The sequence below is a fragment of the Lawsonibacter celer genome (genome assembly GCF_014281125.1).
Classification (GTDB): domain Bacteria; phylum Bacillota; class Clostridia; order Oscillospirales; family Oscillospiraceae; genus Lawsonibacter_B; species Lawsonibacter_B celer.
Genome location: NZ_JACOEA010000001.1, coordinates 680556 through 697291, shown reverse-complemented (window position 1 = coordinate 697291; position 16736 = coordinate 680556). Strand labels below are relative to the sequence as shown.

Below are 16736 nucleotides of genomic sequence, written 5' to 3'. Positions count from 1 at the left end.
CGGCGACATGGATCATAAGACGCTCAAGGATCTGGACCGGCAGTATGTCATGCAGACCTATGGCCGGTTCGACGTGGATATCGACCATGGCAGCGGGGCCACCCTGTACGATCTGGCGGGGAAGGAATACATCGACTTCTCCTCCGGCATCGGCGTGTGTTCAGTGGGCTATTGCAATCCCAAATGGCAGGCCGCCATTGTGGAGCAGGCCGCCAAGCTGGGCCACATCTCCAACCTGTTCTACTCCCAGCCCTATATCCAGCTGGCCCAGCAGCTGTGTACCCGATCCGGTATGTCCAATGTGTTTTTTGCCAACGGCGGGGGCGAGGCCAACGAGGGTATGATCAAGCTGGCCCGGAAGTACTCCTTTGACAAGTACGGCAAAGGCCGGGGGACCATTATCACCCTGCGCAATTCCTTCCACGGCCGCACCATCACCACCCTGGCCGCCACCGGACAGGATGTGTTTCACAACTACTTTTTCCCCTTTACCGACGGCTTCCGCTATACCGAGGCCGGGAGCATGGACAGCGTCCAGGACGTGGCGGGCCATGACGTGTGCGCTGTGATGCTGGAGCTGGTCCAGGGGGAGGGCGGCGTGCTGCCCATGGAGAAGGAATTTATCCACGATCTGGCGGTGCTGTGCGCCGAGCGGGACTGGCTGCTGCTGGTGGACGAGGTGCAGACCGGCGTGGGCCGCACAGGCAGCCTGTTCGCCTTCCAGCAGTATGGCATCATCCCGGACGCGGTGTCCTTCGCCAAGGGCATCGCCGGGGGTCTGCCCATGAGCGGCGTGATGGCTAACGAGAAGTGCCGGGACGTGCTCACCCCGGGCACCCACGCCACCACCTTCGGGGGCAACCCGGTGTGCGCCGCCGCCGCCCTGGCGGTGCTGGACATTCTGGACGAGGGAACCCTGGCCCAGGTGGGCGAAAAGGGCGCGTACATCCGCCAGTCCATTGAGTCCATGGACCTGCCCTGCCTGGGCGGCACCCGGGGGCTGGGCATGATGATCGGCGTAGAGGTCCGGGAAGGCTATACCAACAAAACCCTGGCGGCCAAGCTCGTTGAAAACGGCCTGCTGGTGCTCACCGCGGGCCCGGCTCTGCGGCTGCTGCCCCCGTTGACCATCACTCGGGAAGAGATCGACAAAGGGCTTGCCATTCTGCGGCACACCCTGGCATAAGGAGGATGCAAGATGAAAAAAGACCTGCTCAAGCTGCTGGACCTTTCCAAGGAGGACATTACCAAGATTCTCAATGTGGCCGACCAGATGAAGTACAACCAGAAGCACGGCCTGACCCACAACTACCTGGCGGGCAAGACTCTGGCCATGATTTTTGAAAAGAACTCTACTCGCACCCGCGTCTCCTTTGAGACGGGCATGTACCAGCTGGGGGGCCACGCTCTCTTTCTCTCCGGCAAGGAGAGCCAGATCGGCCGGGGCGAGCCCATTGAGGACACCGCCCGGGTGCTCTCCCGCTACTGTGACGGCATCATGATCCGCACCTTCGGCCAGGAGGAGGTGGAGACCCTGGCCAAGTACGCATCCATCCCGGTCATCAACGGCCTGACCGACTTTGCCCACCCCTGCCAGGTGCTGGCCGACCTGATGACCGTTCGGGAGCACAAGACCCGTCTGGAGGGGCTGAAGCTGTGCTTCATCGGGGACGGCAACAACATGGCCAACTCCCTGATCGTGGGCGGCCTGAAGTGCGGCATGGATGTGTCCGTGGCCTGTCCCGAGGGGTACGACCCGGACCTGAAGGTGCTGGACTTTGCCAAGACCGTCAGTGGGCCCAAATTTTCCCTGGTGCGCACGCCCCAGGAGGCCGCCGTGGACGCGGACGTGATCTTTACCGACGTGTGGGCATCCATGGGACAGGAGGGGGAGAAGGCCCTGCGGGAGAAGGCCTTTGCGGGCTATCAGGTGAACGACGCCCTCATGGCGCTGGCCCACCCCGGCTGCATGGTGCAGCACTGCCTGCCCGCCCACCGGGGGGAGGAGATCACCGCCGAGGTGTTCGAGGCCCACGCCGGCGAGATCTTCGACGAGGCGGAGAACCGCCTCCACGCCCAGAAGGCGGTCATGTACCTGCTCATGGGGGAGGACAGGGCCTGAGGAGCCTTCCGATCCGGATTCTGAAAACGGGAGAGGGACGCTATGGCGTCCCTCTCCCGTTTGATTCCTCTGACCCGGCGGCCTCCACCGTGGAGGCGATGGAGATGGCGTCTCTGCCGAATTTCCCCCGGATACCGTCCATGGCGCGCTCCAGCTTCTCCAGCTTGTCCCGCCGGGGGGCCGCCCCGGCGGCAAAGAGGTCCAGCTGCTCGGCGGCCTGGTCCTCCGCCACCAGGTTCTGCCCAGTGATGGTGAGGGCGCGCACCGGCGCACCCTCTCTCCAGGAGGCACGGATGAGCCCCATGGACGCCCCGGCGATGTCCCGGGAGACATGGGTGGGGGCGTCCAGCCGCTTCTGGCGGCAGATATCCCGAAAATTCGGGTCCCGAATGGTCACCTGCACTGTGGTGCACTTGAGGCGGTGCCGCCGCAGGCGGGCGGCCACCTCATCGGCCAGGGCCGCGGTCCCGGCCTGGAGCTCCTCCCACCCGGTCAGGTTGCGGGGAAAGGTAAAGCCGTTGCCCACGGACTTGGGGCCCGGCAGATCCCGGGCGGGGATGACCGGACTGCACTCGGTGCCGGAGGCGTAGTCGTGAAGGGTATACCCCTGTTTGCCCAGCAGCCGGCCCAGAGTCTCCCGGTCAAAGGCGGCCAGCTCCCCGATGGTGCGCATGCCGTATTCCGCCAGGGCGCGCCGCGCCGCCTGCCCCACAAAGAGCAGGTCGGTCACCGGAAGGGGCCAGAGCAGCTCCCGGTAGTTTTCCCGGGTGATGACCGTGGTGGCGTCCGGCTTTTTATAGTCGCTGCCCATCTTGGCAAAGACCTTGTTGAAGGACACCCCTACTGACACCGTGAGGCCCAGCTCCTCCCGGACGGCGCGGCGCACCTGGTCGGCAACCGCCTCCGGGTCGCTCCCGAACAGATGGAGCGTACCGGTCATATCCAGCCAGCTCTCGTCGATGGAGAAGGGCTCCACCAGATCGGTGAAGCGCTCATAAATGGCGTTGACCTTTTGAGAATAGAGGCGGTATTGGTCGTGATGGGCGGGGAGAAGCACCAGGCGGGGACATTTTTTCCGGGCCTGCCAGATTGTCTCGGCGGTCTTGACGCCAAAGGCCTTGGCGCTCTCATTTTTAGCCAGGATGATGCCGTGACGGCTCTCCGGATCTCCGCACACCGCCACCGGCTGGGCAAGCAGCTCCGGGTGGGAGAGCAGCTCCACCGAGGCGTAAAAGCTGTTCAGATCACAGTGAAAAATAACCCGCTCCATGGCCGTTCCCCCTTTTGCTTCAGTATACCCTATTTAATCCTGGAAGTCAAACAAATGTTCTAAAAGTTCGGGGCGCGCCAGCAGATCCGCCTCTCCGGAGTAGCTCAGATAGGCCACCGTGCCTCCCCGACGGAGGAAGAGCCTCTGCCCGGGGAAGTCATTGTCTACAGCCAGTACCGCCCGGTCAAAGCCAGGGAGGGCGGCCTCCGAGACCGTGTACTCACCGGGAAAATAGTTGTATTCGGTATACCTGTACACCAGCTCCTCCAGGAGCGGGGAGGCCAGGAAAGGGAGGGAGAGGCGGTACCACCGCATGGAGAGGGAGACGGTCTTGTCAGAACCCGGCAGGGCCATATGCTGGTCCGTCTCATACTGCTCCGGGGCCAAGGGAGACCAGGAGAAACGCACATAATTGTCCCGGTCCAGGCCGTCCCCGAGAAAATCCAGGGAGGGCCTGACTTCCAGGGTGTCGCTCTGCTCCAGCTCCGCCAGGGAGAGCAGAGGAAAGGGCCGCTCCTGCCCCGCGATCTCCCCCTCCCAGGGCAGGGCCACAAACGCCCAGAGCTGGACGATACAGACTGCGGTCAGGGCGACGGAGGTGAGCAGGATCCCCAGATACAGCCGGGCAGAGCGCCGCCAGCTGCCCTCGGGATGGGGCTCCTTGCCCCTGCGCAGCCGCCTGCAAAACCGGAAAAAGGCGGCGTAGGCCCGGATGGACAGGCTCAGAGAGATGAGCTCCATAATCGCGGGGAGCAGGTTCCCGGCCAGAGGGCTCTCCACCAGCGTGAGCACCGGCCAATGGAAAAACAGATAGGGGAGCAGCACAACGGCCAGGAATACCAGGGTAAGAATCAGCAGCACCGCGCAATAGCGCTTGAGAATGCGGGCGGTCGCATCCAGGCTGTAGGCCCGCACCACCGGATCGGTGTGTAACTCCGGAGCCGTGGGGTCCGGATTGCAGTAGAGCTCAAAATATTTGCCCACCCGCCCCAGGCTGGTCCAACCCAGCTCCCGGCAGTAATTCTGACTCTCCCGGCGCCACAGGTTGCCATAGGGCTCCAGCCGGTAGCGCATGGGCGCCGGAGTCCCCCGGCGGAAGGTGGTGAACGTGGGGCCGAAGCGGTGGAAAAACAGCCCCTTCCGGGCCATATGGTCCAGATAGCCCTCAAAGTGGTCCAGGTCCACCGGGTCAATGAAGCTCAGTCTGCGCACGGCACCGGTTTCCATAGCCGCTCCTCCTCCTCCGCATCCGCGATGCAGGCGCGCAGCCGCGCCACCTCGTCCCAGTATCGTGCCCGGCCCGCCTGGGTCAGGGCATAGGTGCGCCTGCGGCCCTCCACAGCGGTCTCCTGAATCAGGGCCTCCTCCTGAAATTTGGCCAGAATGGTGTACAGGGTCCCCGGCCCCAGCCGCACCCGGCCGCCGGTTTTGGCACTGACAAAGTCCGCGATCTCTGTGCCGCAGCGCTCCTCCCGCAGCAGGGCCATGAGCACATAGAGCATGGACTCGGTCAGGGTTTCCAGCATTTTGCGTCCCATAACCTCACCCCTTAATATCGTGCTTCGATATTGCATGGCACAATTATAATATCGAGCCACGATATTGTCAAGAAAAAACATCTCCCGGCAGAAGCCTGTCGGGAGATGGGGGAGGCTCAGATTTCAGACTTGGCCTTTTTGGGGGAGGCGGAGAAGGCGTCCCCGTGCACCAGATATTTGGAGACCACCTTATAGACCAGGAAGGTAACCACGGAGTTGACGCCGGCCTTGATCAGGTTAAAGGGGGCGATAAAGGGGAAGAGAAGGGTATCCACATAGGCCCGGTTCGCGGCCACGGCAGCGGTGTCAGCCACATCCGGGGTGATAAAGTAGGGGGTCAGGAAGTGGTTGAACATCAGCATGGCCCCGGTCATGGCCAGGGTGCCGCATACCAGGGCAAGCACAGCGCCCCGGCGGGTGTGATGGAATTTGTAGATAAAACCGGCCACCAATACCAGGGTGGAGGTGGCGAAGATGTGCATGGCAATCCCCATCACACCGCTTTGCGCGCTAACTGTGAGGCCCTGGATCAGGCTTGCCACCACCGTCAGCACGATGCCGGCAAGGGGGCCGTAGGCAAAGGTGCCGATGAGAATGGGAATATCCGCGGGGTCATACTCCAGGAAGGCCACGGGCGCGAAAATCGGGAAGTGAACCAGGGAGACCAGGACAATGGACAGGGCCACCAGCATTGCCATGACGGCCAGCTTTTTGATGCGGGCAGATTTCGCAGACATAAAAAACAACTCCTCTTTTTGATGGTAACACCCTGAAAGCTCAATGCCCTTCAGGTGTTAAACTCAAAAAAGGAGCGTGCAAATTGATTTAACACATCTTCTTTCATCCAGACTTCGCGCCCGCTGTTCTGCGCGTCACTGTCGGTCCCGGAGTTTCACCGGGTCAGTTCCCTGCAAAAGGGAAGTCGCGGACTATACCGCCGATCGGGATTTTCACCCTGCCCTGAAGACATCTTCATTCAGTTGTTCCGCTTTCTATTATACTCGGTTAGAGAAAAATTGCAAGCCCTATTTTAAAAAACAAATGTTCGATAATCGTTGACTTGTGAAAAGGGATATACTAGAATAGCAGAAGAGAAAAAATAAGTGAGGGATTTACCCATGGAGATACAGCGCACCTGCAGCTTTACCGGCCACCGGCCGGAGAAGCTGCCCTGGCGAAACAATGAGGACGATCCCCGATGCCTGGAGTTGAAGGCGCGGCTGGCGCAGGAAGTGGAGAAGGCCTATGAAAAGGGCATGAGGCATTTTATGTGCGGCATGGCCAGAGGGGCGGACTTCTATTTCTGTGAAGCGGTCCTGGCCCTGCGGGAAAACCGGCCCGGTGTGACGCTGGAAGCGGTGATTCCCTGCGAGGAGCAGGCGGCCCGCTGGTCCGAGCGGGACCGGGAGCGTTATTTTACCCTGGTGGAGCGCTGCGACTATGAGACCATGGTGCAGCGGCATTTTGACAAGGGGTGCATGCTCCGGCGCAATCGCTATATGGTGGATCGCTCCGCCATGATGATTGCCGTCTATGACGGGATGCTGGGGGGCACGATGTATACCCTGACCTACGCGATGAAGAAGGGCCTGGAGATTGTCACTCTGGATTTGGGAGAGGCATGAAGGAATGGTGGGAGACGCATATTGCGGCTCCCACCATTCCTTTTTATTTTCTGCAAATGCAAAAATACTATTGACAAGTAAATTCTGCAAATGTAGAATAGAGATGAAAGAATTTCTGCAAATGCAAAAGGAGGAGCGGAGCATGGGAGAAATCCGCCATCTGCCGGAGTCGGAGCTGGATATCATGCTGGTGGTATGGAAAGCGGGAGAGCCGGTGGCGGCGCCCTGCATTCTGGAGCGCCTGGAACGCCCCCTGACGGCCAGCGCGCTGCACAGCTATCTGAAGCGGCTGGAGGAAAAGGGCTTCCTGAAATGTGAGAAGGCCGGCAAGATCAACCGCTATCAGGCGCTGATCTCACGCGCAGACTATGAGCGGCAGGAGGGAAAAAGCGTGCTGTCCAAGCTGTACGCCGGGTCTCTGAAGCGTTTTGCCGCCGCCCTCTATGACGGAGGCGCTCTGTCCGGAGAGGATGTGGCGGAGCTGCGGGCCTATCTGGATACGTTGGGAAAGGAGTAGCCATGCTGGAGACATTCTTTTTCCGATACCTGACCCTCTCGCTGACGGGCTCGGCGGTGCTGCTGCCCCTGCTGCTGTGCACCCGTTTCCTGCGCAGCCGCTATGCCGCCAGAACCTGCTATTTTGTCTGGCTGGTGCTGGCCGTGCGGCTGCTCCTTCCTTTCCAGTTCGCCCTGCCGCAGCCGGTGGTGACGGTGGAGGCCCCGGCCCGGGAGATCGTGATTGCCCCTCCGGCCCAGGAAACGATCCGACCGGCGCCCGCTGTGTCGTCCGCACCGGTCTCCGGGGGGACGGTCCGGACCGAGCCGGCGCAGAAGCCCTCGGAGACCCCAACACGAACCGTGCCGGTCACCGGCCTGGCAACCGCCTTGTGGATGGCGGGCGCGGCGGCCTTCCTTGTGGCGCAGTGGGGCGGCTATTGGATCGGCCGCCGCAGGCTGCTCCGCTCCGCGCGGCCAGCGGGTCAGCCGGAGCGGGCAGTCCTCCTGCAGCTGGGCGGGGAGCTGGGGATCCCCCGGCTGCCCAGGCTCTGCCGATGCCGGGGAGTGTCCACTCCCATGCTCCTGGGGCTGCTGCGCCCGGTGATCTTGCTGCCGGAGCGGGCGTCCGGCGGCGCGGAGGAGACGCTTATGCTTCGGCATGAGCTGCTCCACCTGCGCCGGCACGATCTGGCCTATAAGCTGCTGTTGCTTTTGGTCAACGGGATCCACTGGTTCAATCCGCTGGTCTGGTGGATGGGCCGGGAGGCCTCCCGCAATCTGGAGCTGTGCTGTGACGACGACGCGGTGCGGGGCGCGGACGCGGAGTTCCGCCGCCTGTATGGGGCGGTCCTGATTCAGACCGCTGGAGCGCAGGGCGGCCCCGCCCTGTCCACCCGCTTCGGCGGGGAGAAAAAGCAGTTGAAGGGGAGGCTGAAGAATTTGTTCCAGAAGAAACGGCAGAGCGCAGTCCTGGTGTGCCTCATCCTCGCGGCAGCCCTGCTGGCAGGCTCTCTGGTGGGGTGCCAGGCGCAGACGCTGACCCCGGAGGAGGCGTTGGATGCCCTGAAGGCCAGCATAACCTATGAAGACGGCGCGCTGTCCTTCACCATCCCCGAGGGGATTGGACCGGCAGAGGAATGGAACATCCATATCGCCGGGCGGGCGGAGACGGCAGAGCTGGGCGGCATGAGCCTGCACTATTTTGAGGGAGAGGCATGGCAGGCGGGAAAGACCTATACCTTGGAGATGACCCCGGAGCAGTGGGCGGATATTACGCAGCTGAGTATGGATGCACAGCCTCCTTATAGGAAAACCGGGGGCAGCACAGCCATGGGATGGCAGATCACCGTTGACCTGCTGGCCTATGTCCAGGGCGGCGCCGCGGCAGATGGGGACCCTGCGGCAGAGGTAGACCCTGTTTATATCCGCTATCCGGAGACCGAGATCCCGCTCAGCCAGGTGGATTTTGCCGCCTGTCAGAGTGAGCTGAGCACAGAGGACTGGCAGGCCCTGTCCGCCTTTTTCCCTGTGCTGAAGGAGGGGCATGTCCTCTTTGCCGCGCTTATGCCTGAGGCCGGGGCGGCAACGGCCATGATGAAGGCCCAGAGCATCCACGACATTTTCGCCGACTACGGCTTTGAACATCCCCCCGAGGAATTCACCCTCAGCTCCTATGCCCTGTGCGACCTCACTGGGGACGGGGAGAAGGAGCTGGCCCTCTACTCCAACCATGATTCCGGTTTGAACCTGGTGCTCCACCGGGAGGGGGACGCCTTCTACGGTGTGTACATGCCCATCCGCTGGTTTATGGACCTGCAGGAGAACGGAATCTTTTACGGCTCCGGCGGGGCGGCCACCAGCTACTATAAGCGGCTACACTTTAAAAACGGAGCCGCCTGGGTGGAGCTGCTGGCCAATACCGATTGGGATTATTACGCAGTGGGCGGGGAAGAGGTCACCCAGGCGGAGTTCGAGGCGTGGCAGGCGGAGGCACTGGTGGGCGAGACCGCCTGGTATGTGGCCCGGTCGGTCGGCGGTGCGGCGTATACCAACACGGCCTACGGCTTTACTGTCCGCTTCCCGGACAGCTGGGCGGGCAGGATAGAGGTGGCGGAGGACAGTGACGCCAACCTGATGACGATCTACCAGAGCGCCAGCCGGCAGGCGGATGACCCCACGGCCGGAGTGCTGGCAAATCTGTGCGTGTGTACTCAGTCCGTCTTTGATGAGGTGTATGGCGACAAGGACCTGGATGGCATGTATGAAAACGGCGGCCCGCGGATAACGGTGCTGGGCCATGTGGGGGAGTATCTGGTTTACCTCCATGTGGACCGACTGCCGGAGGATGTGACCGGTCTGACCGCCGCCTATGTGCGGATGCGCCGGGAGGCGGAACAGATCACCGCCGATGCTTTCAACAATACCGGTGCGGCACAGGCTGCGCGCTACATAAGCTCCCTCTATGGATTCACGATGGATCTGCCCGCAGACTGGGTGGGGCAGGTGGAGGTACAGGAATATTTGGGTCTGCCCACCTTTGTGATGAAGGACACGGGGGACTGGGGCGGGATGCTCTTGGATGTGACCTGGATGCCTAGCGAGGAGTTCGACCCGGACCATGCGCCGGTCCCGGAATACTTCCTGGCGGAACAGGACGGCATTACCCTCTACGCCTACCCTGCCACTGACGTGCAGTTTGACCCGGAGAAGGACCAGGAGCGATACCGTGCCTTGGAGAGCGGCATTGGTACGTTGTTGGAGAGCTTTCAGCTTCAAGAAGCTACGGCATGGCCCAAAGTAGCCGGTTATGGGATCCTGACCGCGGCGGACAGCGCCAGCATCACCCTGGACATGGTGGAGCAGCAGAGCTGGTACCAATTCAACAATCCCGTCCGGGATGAGACTGCCCTATCTGTGTCCACCGCAGCTGTAGCCGGGGTGGAAGAGATTGAATACGCAAACAACCGCCAGATTACTTACTCCACCCTGCTGTCGGATCTGGAACAGTATGCCGGGAAAGTATTCCAGATTTACACCGTCGACGGCGTGGTGGTATGCCTGAACCAATGGACGGAAGCTATAGTTCTGGAATAAAACAAGATGTAATTATAAATATTTTATTTTGTAATTGTTTAAATTAAATAAGGAAGGGAGAAAACTGAAAAAGAATTTAAGCAAAATGCTGGTTCTGAACAAACTTTGGACAGGATTTCAGTTTTGTCTATTTCCCTTTCCCACAAACCGCAGTATAGTAATACACGAAAAAGAGCATTGATATGCCTGAAAGGGGAAAGAAGAGAAATATGAAGATTCCTGACAGTTTGAAGCGCTACGGCCTGGGCAAGGTGTTTGACTATTTGGACAAAGACCCCATGAACAACATGGGCAAGGTCATGGACCTGGTCAATAAATTTGCCGGTGACACCCTGGCGCCCCAGCGCGCGATGTTCGACAAGGTAATCAAGGACTCCGATTCCTGCTGGCATCAGCTGATTGAGAAGGTCTGGACCCAGACGGATCCGGACGTACTTAAGACGGTGTTCAATAACTTCTTTGTCAACGCCAACCTGGTGGGCTGGCCCAAGCAGGAGGAGCTGCGCAAGAAGTACAACTGCAATATCCCCTGGGCGATTCTGCTGGATCCCACTTCCGCCTGCAACCTCCACTGCACCGGCTGCTGGGCGGCTGAGTACGGCAACAAGCTCAATCTGACCTTTGATGAGATTGACTCCATTATTACCCAGGGCAAGGAACTGGGCATCTATCTGTATATCTATACCGGTGGGGAGCCCCTGGTGCGCAAGAAGGATCTGATCGCCCTGTGTGAGAAGCACAACGACGCGGCGTTCCTGTCCTTCACCAACGCCACCCTGATTGACGAGGAGTTCTGCCAGGATCTGCTGCGGGTGAAGAACTTTATTCCTGCCATCAGCCTGGAGGGCTTTGAGGAGGCCAACGACTCCCGCCGCGGTGAGGGCGTGTATGAGAAGGTGACCAACGCCATGGCTCTGCTGAAGAGCCACAAGCTGCCCTTCGGCATCTCCACCTGCTACACCAGCGTCAACTATAAGGACATTACCAGCGAGGAGTTCTACGACAAGATCATTGATCTGGGCGCTTACTTCATCTGGTTCTTCCACTATATGCCCGTGGGCAACGACGCCGCGCCTCAGCTCATGTGCACGCCGGAGCAGCGCACGGAGGTCTATCACCGCATCCGTGATTTCCGCTCCAAGAAGGGCATTTTCGCCATGGACTTCCAGAACGACGCTGAGTTTGTGGGCGGATGCATTGCAGGCGGCCGCCGCTACCTGCACATCAACGCAAACGGCGACGTGGACCCCTGTGTTTTCATCCACTACTCCGACTCCAACATCCGGGAGAAGAGCCTGCTGGAGTGCCTGCAGTCCCCGCTGTTCATGGCCTATCATGACGGCCAGCCCTTTAACGACAATATGCTGCGTCCCTGCCCCATGCTGGAGAATCCCCAGCTGATCCGTGACATGGTCAACAAGACGGGCGCCAAGTCCACGGATCCCCAGTCTCCGGAGTCTGTGGAGCACCTGACGGAAAAGACGATTCCCTATGCAGAGAACTGGGCGCCCACCGCCGAGAAGCTGTGGGCGGAGCGCCAGGCCGAGAAGGAAGAGGCCAAGAAGGCCTCCTGTGCCGGCTGCAACAAGTAAATGGGTTGAGAAGAAAAGGGATGCCATGTTTTTCATGGCATCCCTTTTTCTTGAGGAAAAATTGAGTATTTTACGGTAACCTCAAAAAAGGAGGTGATACAATGCCCGGGAAGATTTTGGTGGCGGATGACGAGGCGGGAATCGTTTCCCTGCTTCGGGAGGATCTGGAGGGCAGGGGGTATCTGGTATACACGGCCCGAAACGGAGAGGAGGCCCTGGCACAGGCCGCCCGCCGACCTGATCTGATTCTGCTGGATATCTGCATGCCAGGTCCGGACGGGCTGGAAGTGTGCCGTCGGATTCGGGACCATGTCAGCTGTCCCATTGTGTTTCTCACCGCCCGGGTTGAGAGCTGTGACAAGCTGGCTGGCTTCGGAGCCGGGGCGGACGACTACATCATAAAGCCCTTTGACCTGGAAGAGGTGGCCGCCCGCATTGCCGCCCATCTCCGGCGGGAGCAGCGTCGTGCAGCCCCGGCCAACGTGCGCTTCTTTGGCGAGGTGGCGGTGGACTACACGGCCCGGACGTTAACCGCGGCAGGGACTCCCGTGCCCCTCTCCCGACGGGAATTTGACATTGTGGCCCTGCTCAGTGCCCACCCGGGGCAGGTGTTCGACCGGGAGCGCATTTACGAGCTCATTTGGAGCTATGACGGGGCGGGCAACAGTGACACCATTATGGAGCATATCCGTAAGATCCGGCGAAAGCTGGCCCAGCATACCGGACAGAGCTGCATTGACACGGTCTGGGGGTGCGGTTACCGATGGAACGCTTAAAGTGCATGAGGCTGAAAACGGCCTTTTTCTGGCTCACCTTCTGGTGTGTGCTCTCTGGGCTGCTTTTGGGGGGGCTGGCGGTCTGGGGCTGTGCCCGCCTGCGGGAGAGCGTGGCGCCCGGCGCGTCCCTTCTGGTGACCCAGGGCGGTGCACAGATGCTGCCCGCACCGGAGGTGGGGCAGGGCATGTACACCCTTGCACGGGTGCTGGATGTACTGCAGCTGATTCTCCCAATTGTGCTGCTGCTGGCCGCCCTCGCAATCGCCGATATGCTTTTTTACCGACTCAAGCTGAGAAAGCCCATCGAGACGCTGAACGACGGGGCACAGCGCATCATGACCAGCGATTTGGATTTTTCCATGGAGGCCTCCGGCGGAGATGAGCTGGGCGCTCTGTGCGGAGCATTCGAGGCTATGCGGGCTCAGCTCCTGGAGAACAATCAGGCCCTGTGGCGGCAGTCGGAGGAGCGGCGCCGGCTCAACGCCGCCTTCAGCCACGACCTGCGCAACCCCCTAGCAGTGCTCCAGGGTACAGTCCAGCTGCTTCGCCGTCAGGGGCGGCCACGCCTCGATCAGCTGGACCAGCTGGAGCGCTGCATCGGCCGCATCCGTCAGTATGTGGAGGCCATGGGCAGCGCCGCCCGCCTGGAGGATCTGCCGGTCCGGCCCCGGAGTCTGCCCTTTGACCGGATCCGGACTGAACTGTTCGACTCGGCGCGGATTTTGGCGCGGGACTGCATCTGCAGGGCTGAGGGGGACGGGGCGGCGGCGTGCACACTGGATCTGGAGCTTTTCCTGCAGGCGGCGGAAAACCTGCTGTCCAATGGGGCCCGCTTTGGCACGCGGGTCCAGGTGAGCCTGCTTCTGGAAGAGACGCGGCTGGTCCTCACAGTCATAGATGACGGCCCTGGCTATCCGGAGGATCTGCTGCGGGAGGGGCCGCGGCCCTTCTGCCGGGGCGAGGAGGAGGGGCACTTCGGCATGGGGCTGTATATCTGCCAGGTGCTCTGCCGCCGCATGGGGGGCGGGCTTACTCTGGCCAACTGCGAAGGCGCGGCGGCCCAGATCATACTTCCCCGGAAAAACTTGAGCAAAACTTGAGAAAGCCCTGATACACTCCCCTTATCCGAAAGGGGAGTGTATTTTTATGGACATCGAAGCCAAATGCATTACCAAGATTTACGGTGCCGGCGCAGGGCGGGTGGAGGCCCTGCGGGAGACCAGCCTGACCATCCGGGCCGGAGCATTTGTCTCCATCATGGGGCCCTCGGGCAGCGGAAAATCAACCCTGCTGCACATCCTCAGCGGCCTGGACAGCCCCACCACCGGCAGTGTGCGCTGCGGAGACGTGGATCTCCACCGGGGAGGCGACCGGGTGCTTTCCGCCTTCCGGCGGCGGCACCTGGGGTTTGTCTTTCAGCAGTTTCACCTGCTGCCCGTGCTGACCGCCCGGGAGAATATCCTGCTGCCTCTGCTTCTGGACGGCAGGCGGCCGGAGGAGGGGTACTTCCGGCGCCTGACCGCCCTGCTCGGCCTGGAAGAGCGGCTGGAGCATCTGCCGCATGAGCTCTCCGGTGGGCAGCAGCAGCGGGTGGCCATTGCCCGGGCGCTCATTGCCGGACCGGAGGTGATTTTTGCCGATGAGCCCACGGGCAACCTGGACTCCAGAAGCGGCGACGAAGTGATGACTTTGCTCAAACAGCTCCACGGGGAGCTGGGCAAGACCCTGGTGGTGATCACCCATGACGCGGCCATCGCCGCTATGGCGCAGATGCGCTTCTCCATTGTGGACGGGGTGCTCTCCGGGGAGGGCGCGGTATGAGGCGATTGCTCGGTCTGGCCTGGAAGGAGCTGAGCGCCCAGAAGGTCACCTCTGTGCTCATCCTGGCTGCTGTGGTGCTCTCCTCCGCCATGACTGCGATGGCGGGGCAGTCCATTGGAATCCTGAATACCATGCGCGCAGAACAGGCCGCAGGACTCAACGGTCGGCGCCACGTGACCTTCCACAACGTGACCTGGGAACAGCGGGAGGCGCTCTTCACAGATCACCGGGTGGCCTATGCGGGCAGCAGCGTGGCCCTGGGTACGGCAGATTTGGGAGAGAGTACACTCTCGGTGATTCTGCGGGAATATGAGGGGGATGACCTGCAGCGGGTCTATCCCGAGTCAGGCCGGGTGCAGGCGGGCCGTCTGCCTGAGAAGGCGGGGGAGCTGGCTCTGCCTGAGGACGCCCTGCGCCTGCTGGACTTTCGGGGGAGCGTGGGGGATACGGTCACACTGCATCTGCGCATTTCGCTGCTGCACGACACCCAGCCTTCCTATGAGTTTACCCACACCTTCATCCTCTGCGGGATCCTGGAGAGCAATTATCTGGGCTACTCCTCGGGCACCACTCAGGGCGCGGTAGGTCAGGGGACGGCCACCGCCCTTCTGCCGGAGCGGTATCAGGTTTATTCCGTGGACCTGCTGCTGCGGGACCTGTCCGGCTTCCAGAACCAGGTGGACGCGCTGGCGGCGGATACAGGCGCGGACCCGGAGAATATCCAGTACAATTGGGTGTACCTCTCTGCCCTGGGCGTGCCATATGACGGGATGACCGCAGACACCGGGGACGGCTTCCCGTTCCTCATGGCTGCCGCTGTGCTCATCGGCGGCCTGGTGCTGCTGGCTGCCGGACTGGTAATCTATAATATTTTGAAGATTGCCGTAACCAGGAGGATCCGGCAGTACGGGGTCCTGCGTGCCATCGGCGCCTCTTTGTGGCAGGTCCATGCCCTGGTGGCCCTCCAGGCGCTTCTTCTGTGCGCCCTGGGGCTGCCTGGAGGGCTGTTGCTAGGGTGTGCTGCCGCCAAGGGGGTGCTGCGGGCGGCCCTATCATTCCTGTCTCCCCAGGCACTCAACGCCTCCAGCGTCGGGGAGGTGGCCAGGCGGCTGGAGGAGGCAGGCTCCGGCGGGGCAGGCCCCCTGCTGTTCAGCGCGGTCATTACGGTGGCCTTTGCCCTTCTGGCGGCCATGCCGGCGGCCCGGTATGCCGCCCGGGTATCCCCAACGGCAGCCATGGCCAGCGCGGGCACACGGGTGAAGCGCCGGCGGCGGCATATGGGGCGTATACATTCCTTTCCGGCGTTTTATGCCAGGCTCAGTCTGCTGCGCAGCCCGGGCCGTACGGCGGTGACCATTCTGTCCCTGGTGATGAGCATCGCGGTTTTTGTGGCGCTCCAGAGTTTTTCCGGCCTGCTGGACGCCTCAAGGCAGGTACAGGCCCTCAACCCAGGGGACTATGCGCTGACCAATACGTCGGCGGGATTCCCGCCCGAGGCGGCGGAGGCCCTGGCGGGGGCGGCGGAGGTGGAGTCGCTGGAACGGGTCCGCCTGAGCGTATACACCCAGGATGCGGCGGGAAATCTGCCGGTAGAGCTGAGCCTGACCATGGCCCCGGCGGAGAGCTTTCAGCTGGCGTCGCTCAGCCCCGGCCGGCTGGAGACTTGGGCCAGAGGTCTGGACCGGCAGGTGCTCGACCGGGTGCTGGCAGGGGAGGGTGTGCTGGTAAAAAACCCGATTGCCTTTCAAGTGGAGGGAACACAGGTGCCCCATACCCAGCTGGCAGCCGGGGATGTAGTCCGCGTCAATGGCGTGCCTCTGACGGTGGCGGCGGTGGTGGACGGCGCGGTCACCGTGGGCGACGGGGCTTTTGTCAACGGGGTCCAGCTGATTCTGTCGGAGGCGGGTTATACCGCCCTCACCGGGAGGGATCGAATTACGGAATTATATCTTACAGTTGCGGAGGAAACAGATCGGACGGTCTTTGAGGAGAAGCTGGACGATTTCTGCCGCCGCTGGGGCGGTACATGGCTGTCCTACGAAGAGACGGACCGACAGCTGGAGGAGAGCTTTGAGCAGCTTCGCCTGCTCTGCTGGGGACTGATTCTGCTGATTGGCCTCATCGGTCTGCTCAATATTGTGAACACCGTCTACACCAATCTGCATACACGCGTGGCGGAGATCGGCATGCAGCGCGCGGTGGGGATGAGCCGGATGGACCTCTGCCGCACCTTCCTCTGGGAGGGGGTCTACTATGGCCTGATCGCGTCAGTCATCGGCGGTGCGGCCGGAACGGTGTGCACGGCCTTTGTCAATGGAGCGGCAGGGGCGCCTTCTCTTTTTCAATACCCGTTGCCGCGATTTTAGAGGCCTCTGCCGTCTCGATCATCGCGTGCCTGCTG

Annotated in this window: 14 protein-coding genes and 1 riboswitch; of the genes, 10 read left to right on the top strand and 4 right to left on the bottom strand. The window is 61.5% G+C overall.

Annotation, left to right across the window (positions count from 1 at the left end; all coding sequences use genetic code 11):
- Positions 1 to 7 precede the first annotated feature (7 nt).
- Both H9Q75_RS03335 and argF read left to right on the top strand, forming a co-directional pair.
- Complete coding sequence (locus H9Q75_RS03335) at positions 8 to 1186, top strand: acetylornithine/succinylornithine family transaminase (protein WP_186564715.1); 1179 nt, start codon at positions 8 to 10, stop codon at positions 1184 to 1186.
- Between the two features lie 12 nt (positions 1187 to 1198).
- Positions 1199 to 2122 carry an ornithine carbamoyltransferase gene (gene argF, locus H9Q75_RS03330; RefSeq protein ID WP_186564714.1) on the top strand — a complete coding sequence of 308 codons (924 nt, stop codon included), beginning with the start codon at positions 1199 to 1201 and terminating at the stop codon, positions 2120 to 2122.
- Positions 2123 to 2162: 40 nt separating this feature from the next.
- Here the strand turns inward: argF and dinB are convergent, their stop codons facing one another.
- The 4 genes from dinB to H9Q75_RS03310 all read right to left on the bottom strand — a co-directional run bounded on the left by dinB (position 2163) and on the right by H9Q75_RS03310 (position 5667).
- On the bottom strand, positions 2163 to 3392 hold the full coding sequence (gene dinB, locus H9Q75_RS03325) for a DNA polymerase IV (RefSeq protein ID WP_186564713.1): 1230 nt from the start codon (positions 3390 to 3392) through the stop codon (positions 2163 to 2165).
- Between the two features lie 33 nt (positions 3393 to 3425).
- Positions 3426 to 4619, bottom strand: a complete 1194-nt coding sequence (locus H9Q75_RS03320) for a DUF2812 domain-containing protein (protein WP_186564712.1) — start codon at positions 4617 to 4619, stop codon at positions 3426 to 3428.
- Positions 4592 to 4930 carry a PadR family transcriptional regulator gene (locus H9Q75_RS03315; RefSeq protein WP_186564711.1) on the bottom strand — a complete coding sequence of 113 codons (339 nt, stop codon included), beginning with the start codon at positions 4928 to 4930 and terminating at the stop codon, positions 4592 to 4594. The genes H9Q75_RS03320 and H9Q75_RS03315 overlap by 28 nt, the downstream gene beginning before the upstream one ends.
- 116 nt (positions 4931 to 5046) lie before the next feature.
- Positions 5047 to 5667, bottom strand: coding sequence for an ECF transporter S component (locus H9Q75_RS03310; RefSeq protein WP_186564710.1), 621 nt, complete (start codon positions 5665 to 5667; stop codon positions 5047 to 5049).
- Between the two features lie 91 nt (positions 5668 to 5758).
- Positions 5759 to 5902, bottom strand: a riboswitch (FMN riboswitch).
- A 146-nt stretch (positions 5903 to 6048) separates the two neighbouring features.
- Here H9Q75_RS03310 and H9Q75_RS03305 point away from each other — a divergent pair.
- The 8 genes from H9Q75_RS03305 to H9Q75_RS03270 all read left to right on the top strand — a co-directional run bounded on the left by H9Q75_RS03305 (position 6049) and on the right by H9Q75_RS03270 (position 16701).
- Positions 6049 to 6555 (top strand): SLOG family protein, encoded by a 507-nt coding sequence (locus H9Q75_RS03305; RefSeq protein WP_186564709.1) that lies wholly within the window; start codon positions 6049 to 6051, stop codon positions 6553 to 6555.
- Positions 6556 to 6697: 142 nt separating this feature from the next.
- Positions 6698 to 7072, top strand: coding sequence for a BlaI/MecI/CopY family transcriptional regulator (locus H9Q75_RS03300; RefSeq protein WP_243200656.1), 375 nt, complete (start codon positions 6698 to 6700; stop codon positions 7070 to 7072).
- Between the two features lie 2 nt (positions 7073 to 7074).
- Entirely contained in the window at positions 7075 to 10146 is a 3072-nt protein-coding gene (locus H9Q75_RS03295) for a M56 family metallopeptidase (protein WP_186564708.1), read from the top strand.
- 209 nt (positions 10147 to 10355) lie between these two features.
- Complete coding sequence (locus H9Q75_RS03290; RefSeq protein WP_186564707.1) at positions 10356 to 11738, top strand: radical SAM protein; 1383 nt, start codon at positions 10356 to 10358, stop codon at positions 11736 to 11738.
- A 101-nt stretch (positions 11739 to 11839) separates the two neighbouring features.
- Positions 11840 to 12514, top strand: coding sequence for a response regulator transcription factor (locus H9Q75_RS03285; RefSeq protein WP_186564706.1), 675 nt, complete (start codon positions 11840 to 11842; stop codon positions 12512 to 12514).
- Positions 12502 to 13614, top strand: coding sequence for a HAMP domain-containing sensor histidine kinase (locus H9Q75_RS03280; protein WP_186564705.1), 1113 nt, complete (start codon positions 12502 to 12504; stop codon positions 13612 to 13614). Before H9Q75_RS03285 ends, H9Q75_RS03280 begins: the two co-directional genes overlap by 13 nt.
- A 46-nt stretch (positions 13615 to 13660) precedes the next feature.
- Positions 13661 to 14335 (top strand): ABC transporter ATP-binding protein, encoded by a 675-nt coding sequence (locus H9Q75_RS03275; RefSeq protein ID WP_186564704.1) that lies wholly within the window; start codon positions 13661 to 13663, stop codon positions 14333 to 14335.
- Positions 14332 to 16701, top strand: coding sequence for an FtsX-like permease family protein (locus H9Q75_RS03270; protein ID WP_243200655.1), 2370 nt, complete (start codon positions 14332 to 14334; stop codon positions 16699 to 16701). Before H9Q75_RS03275 ends, H9Q75_RS03270 begins: the two co-directional genes overlap by 4 nt.
- Positions 16702 to 16736 lie beyond the last annotated feature (35 nt).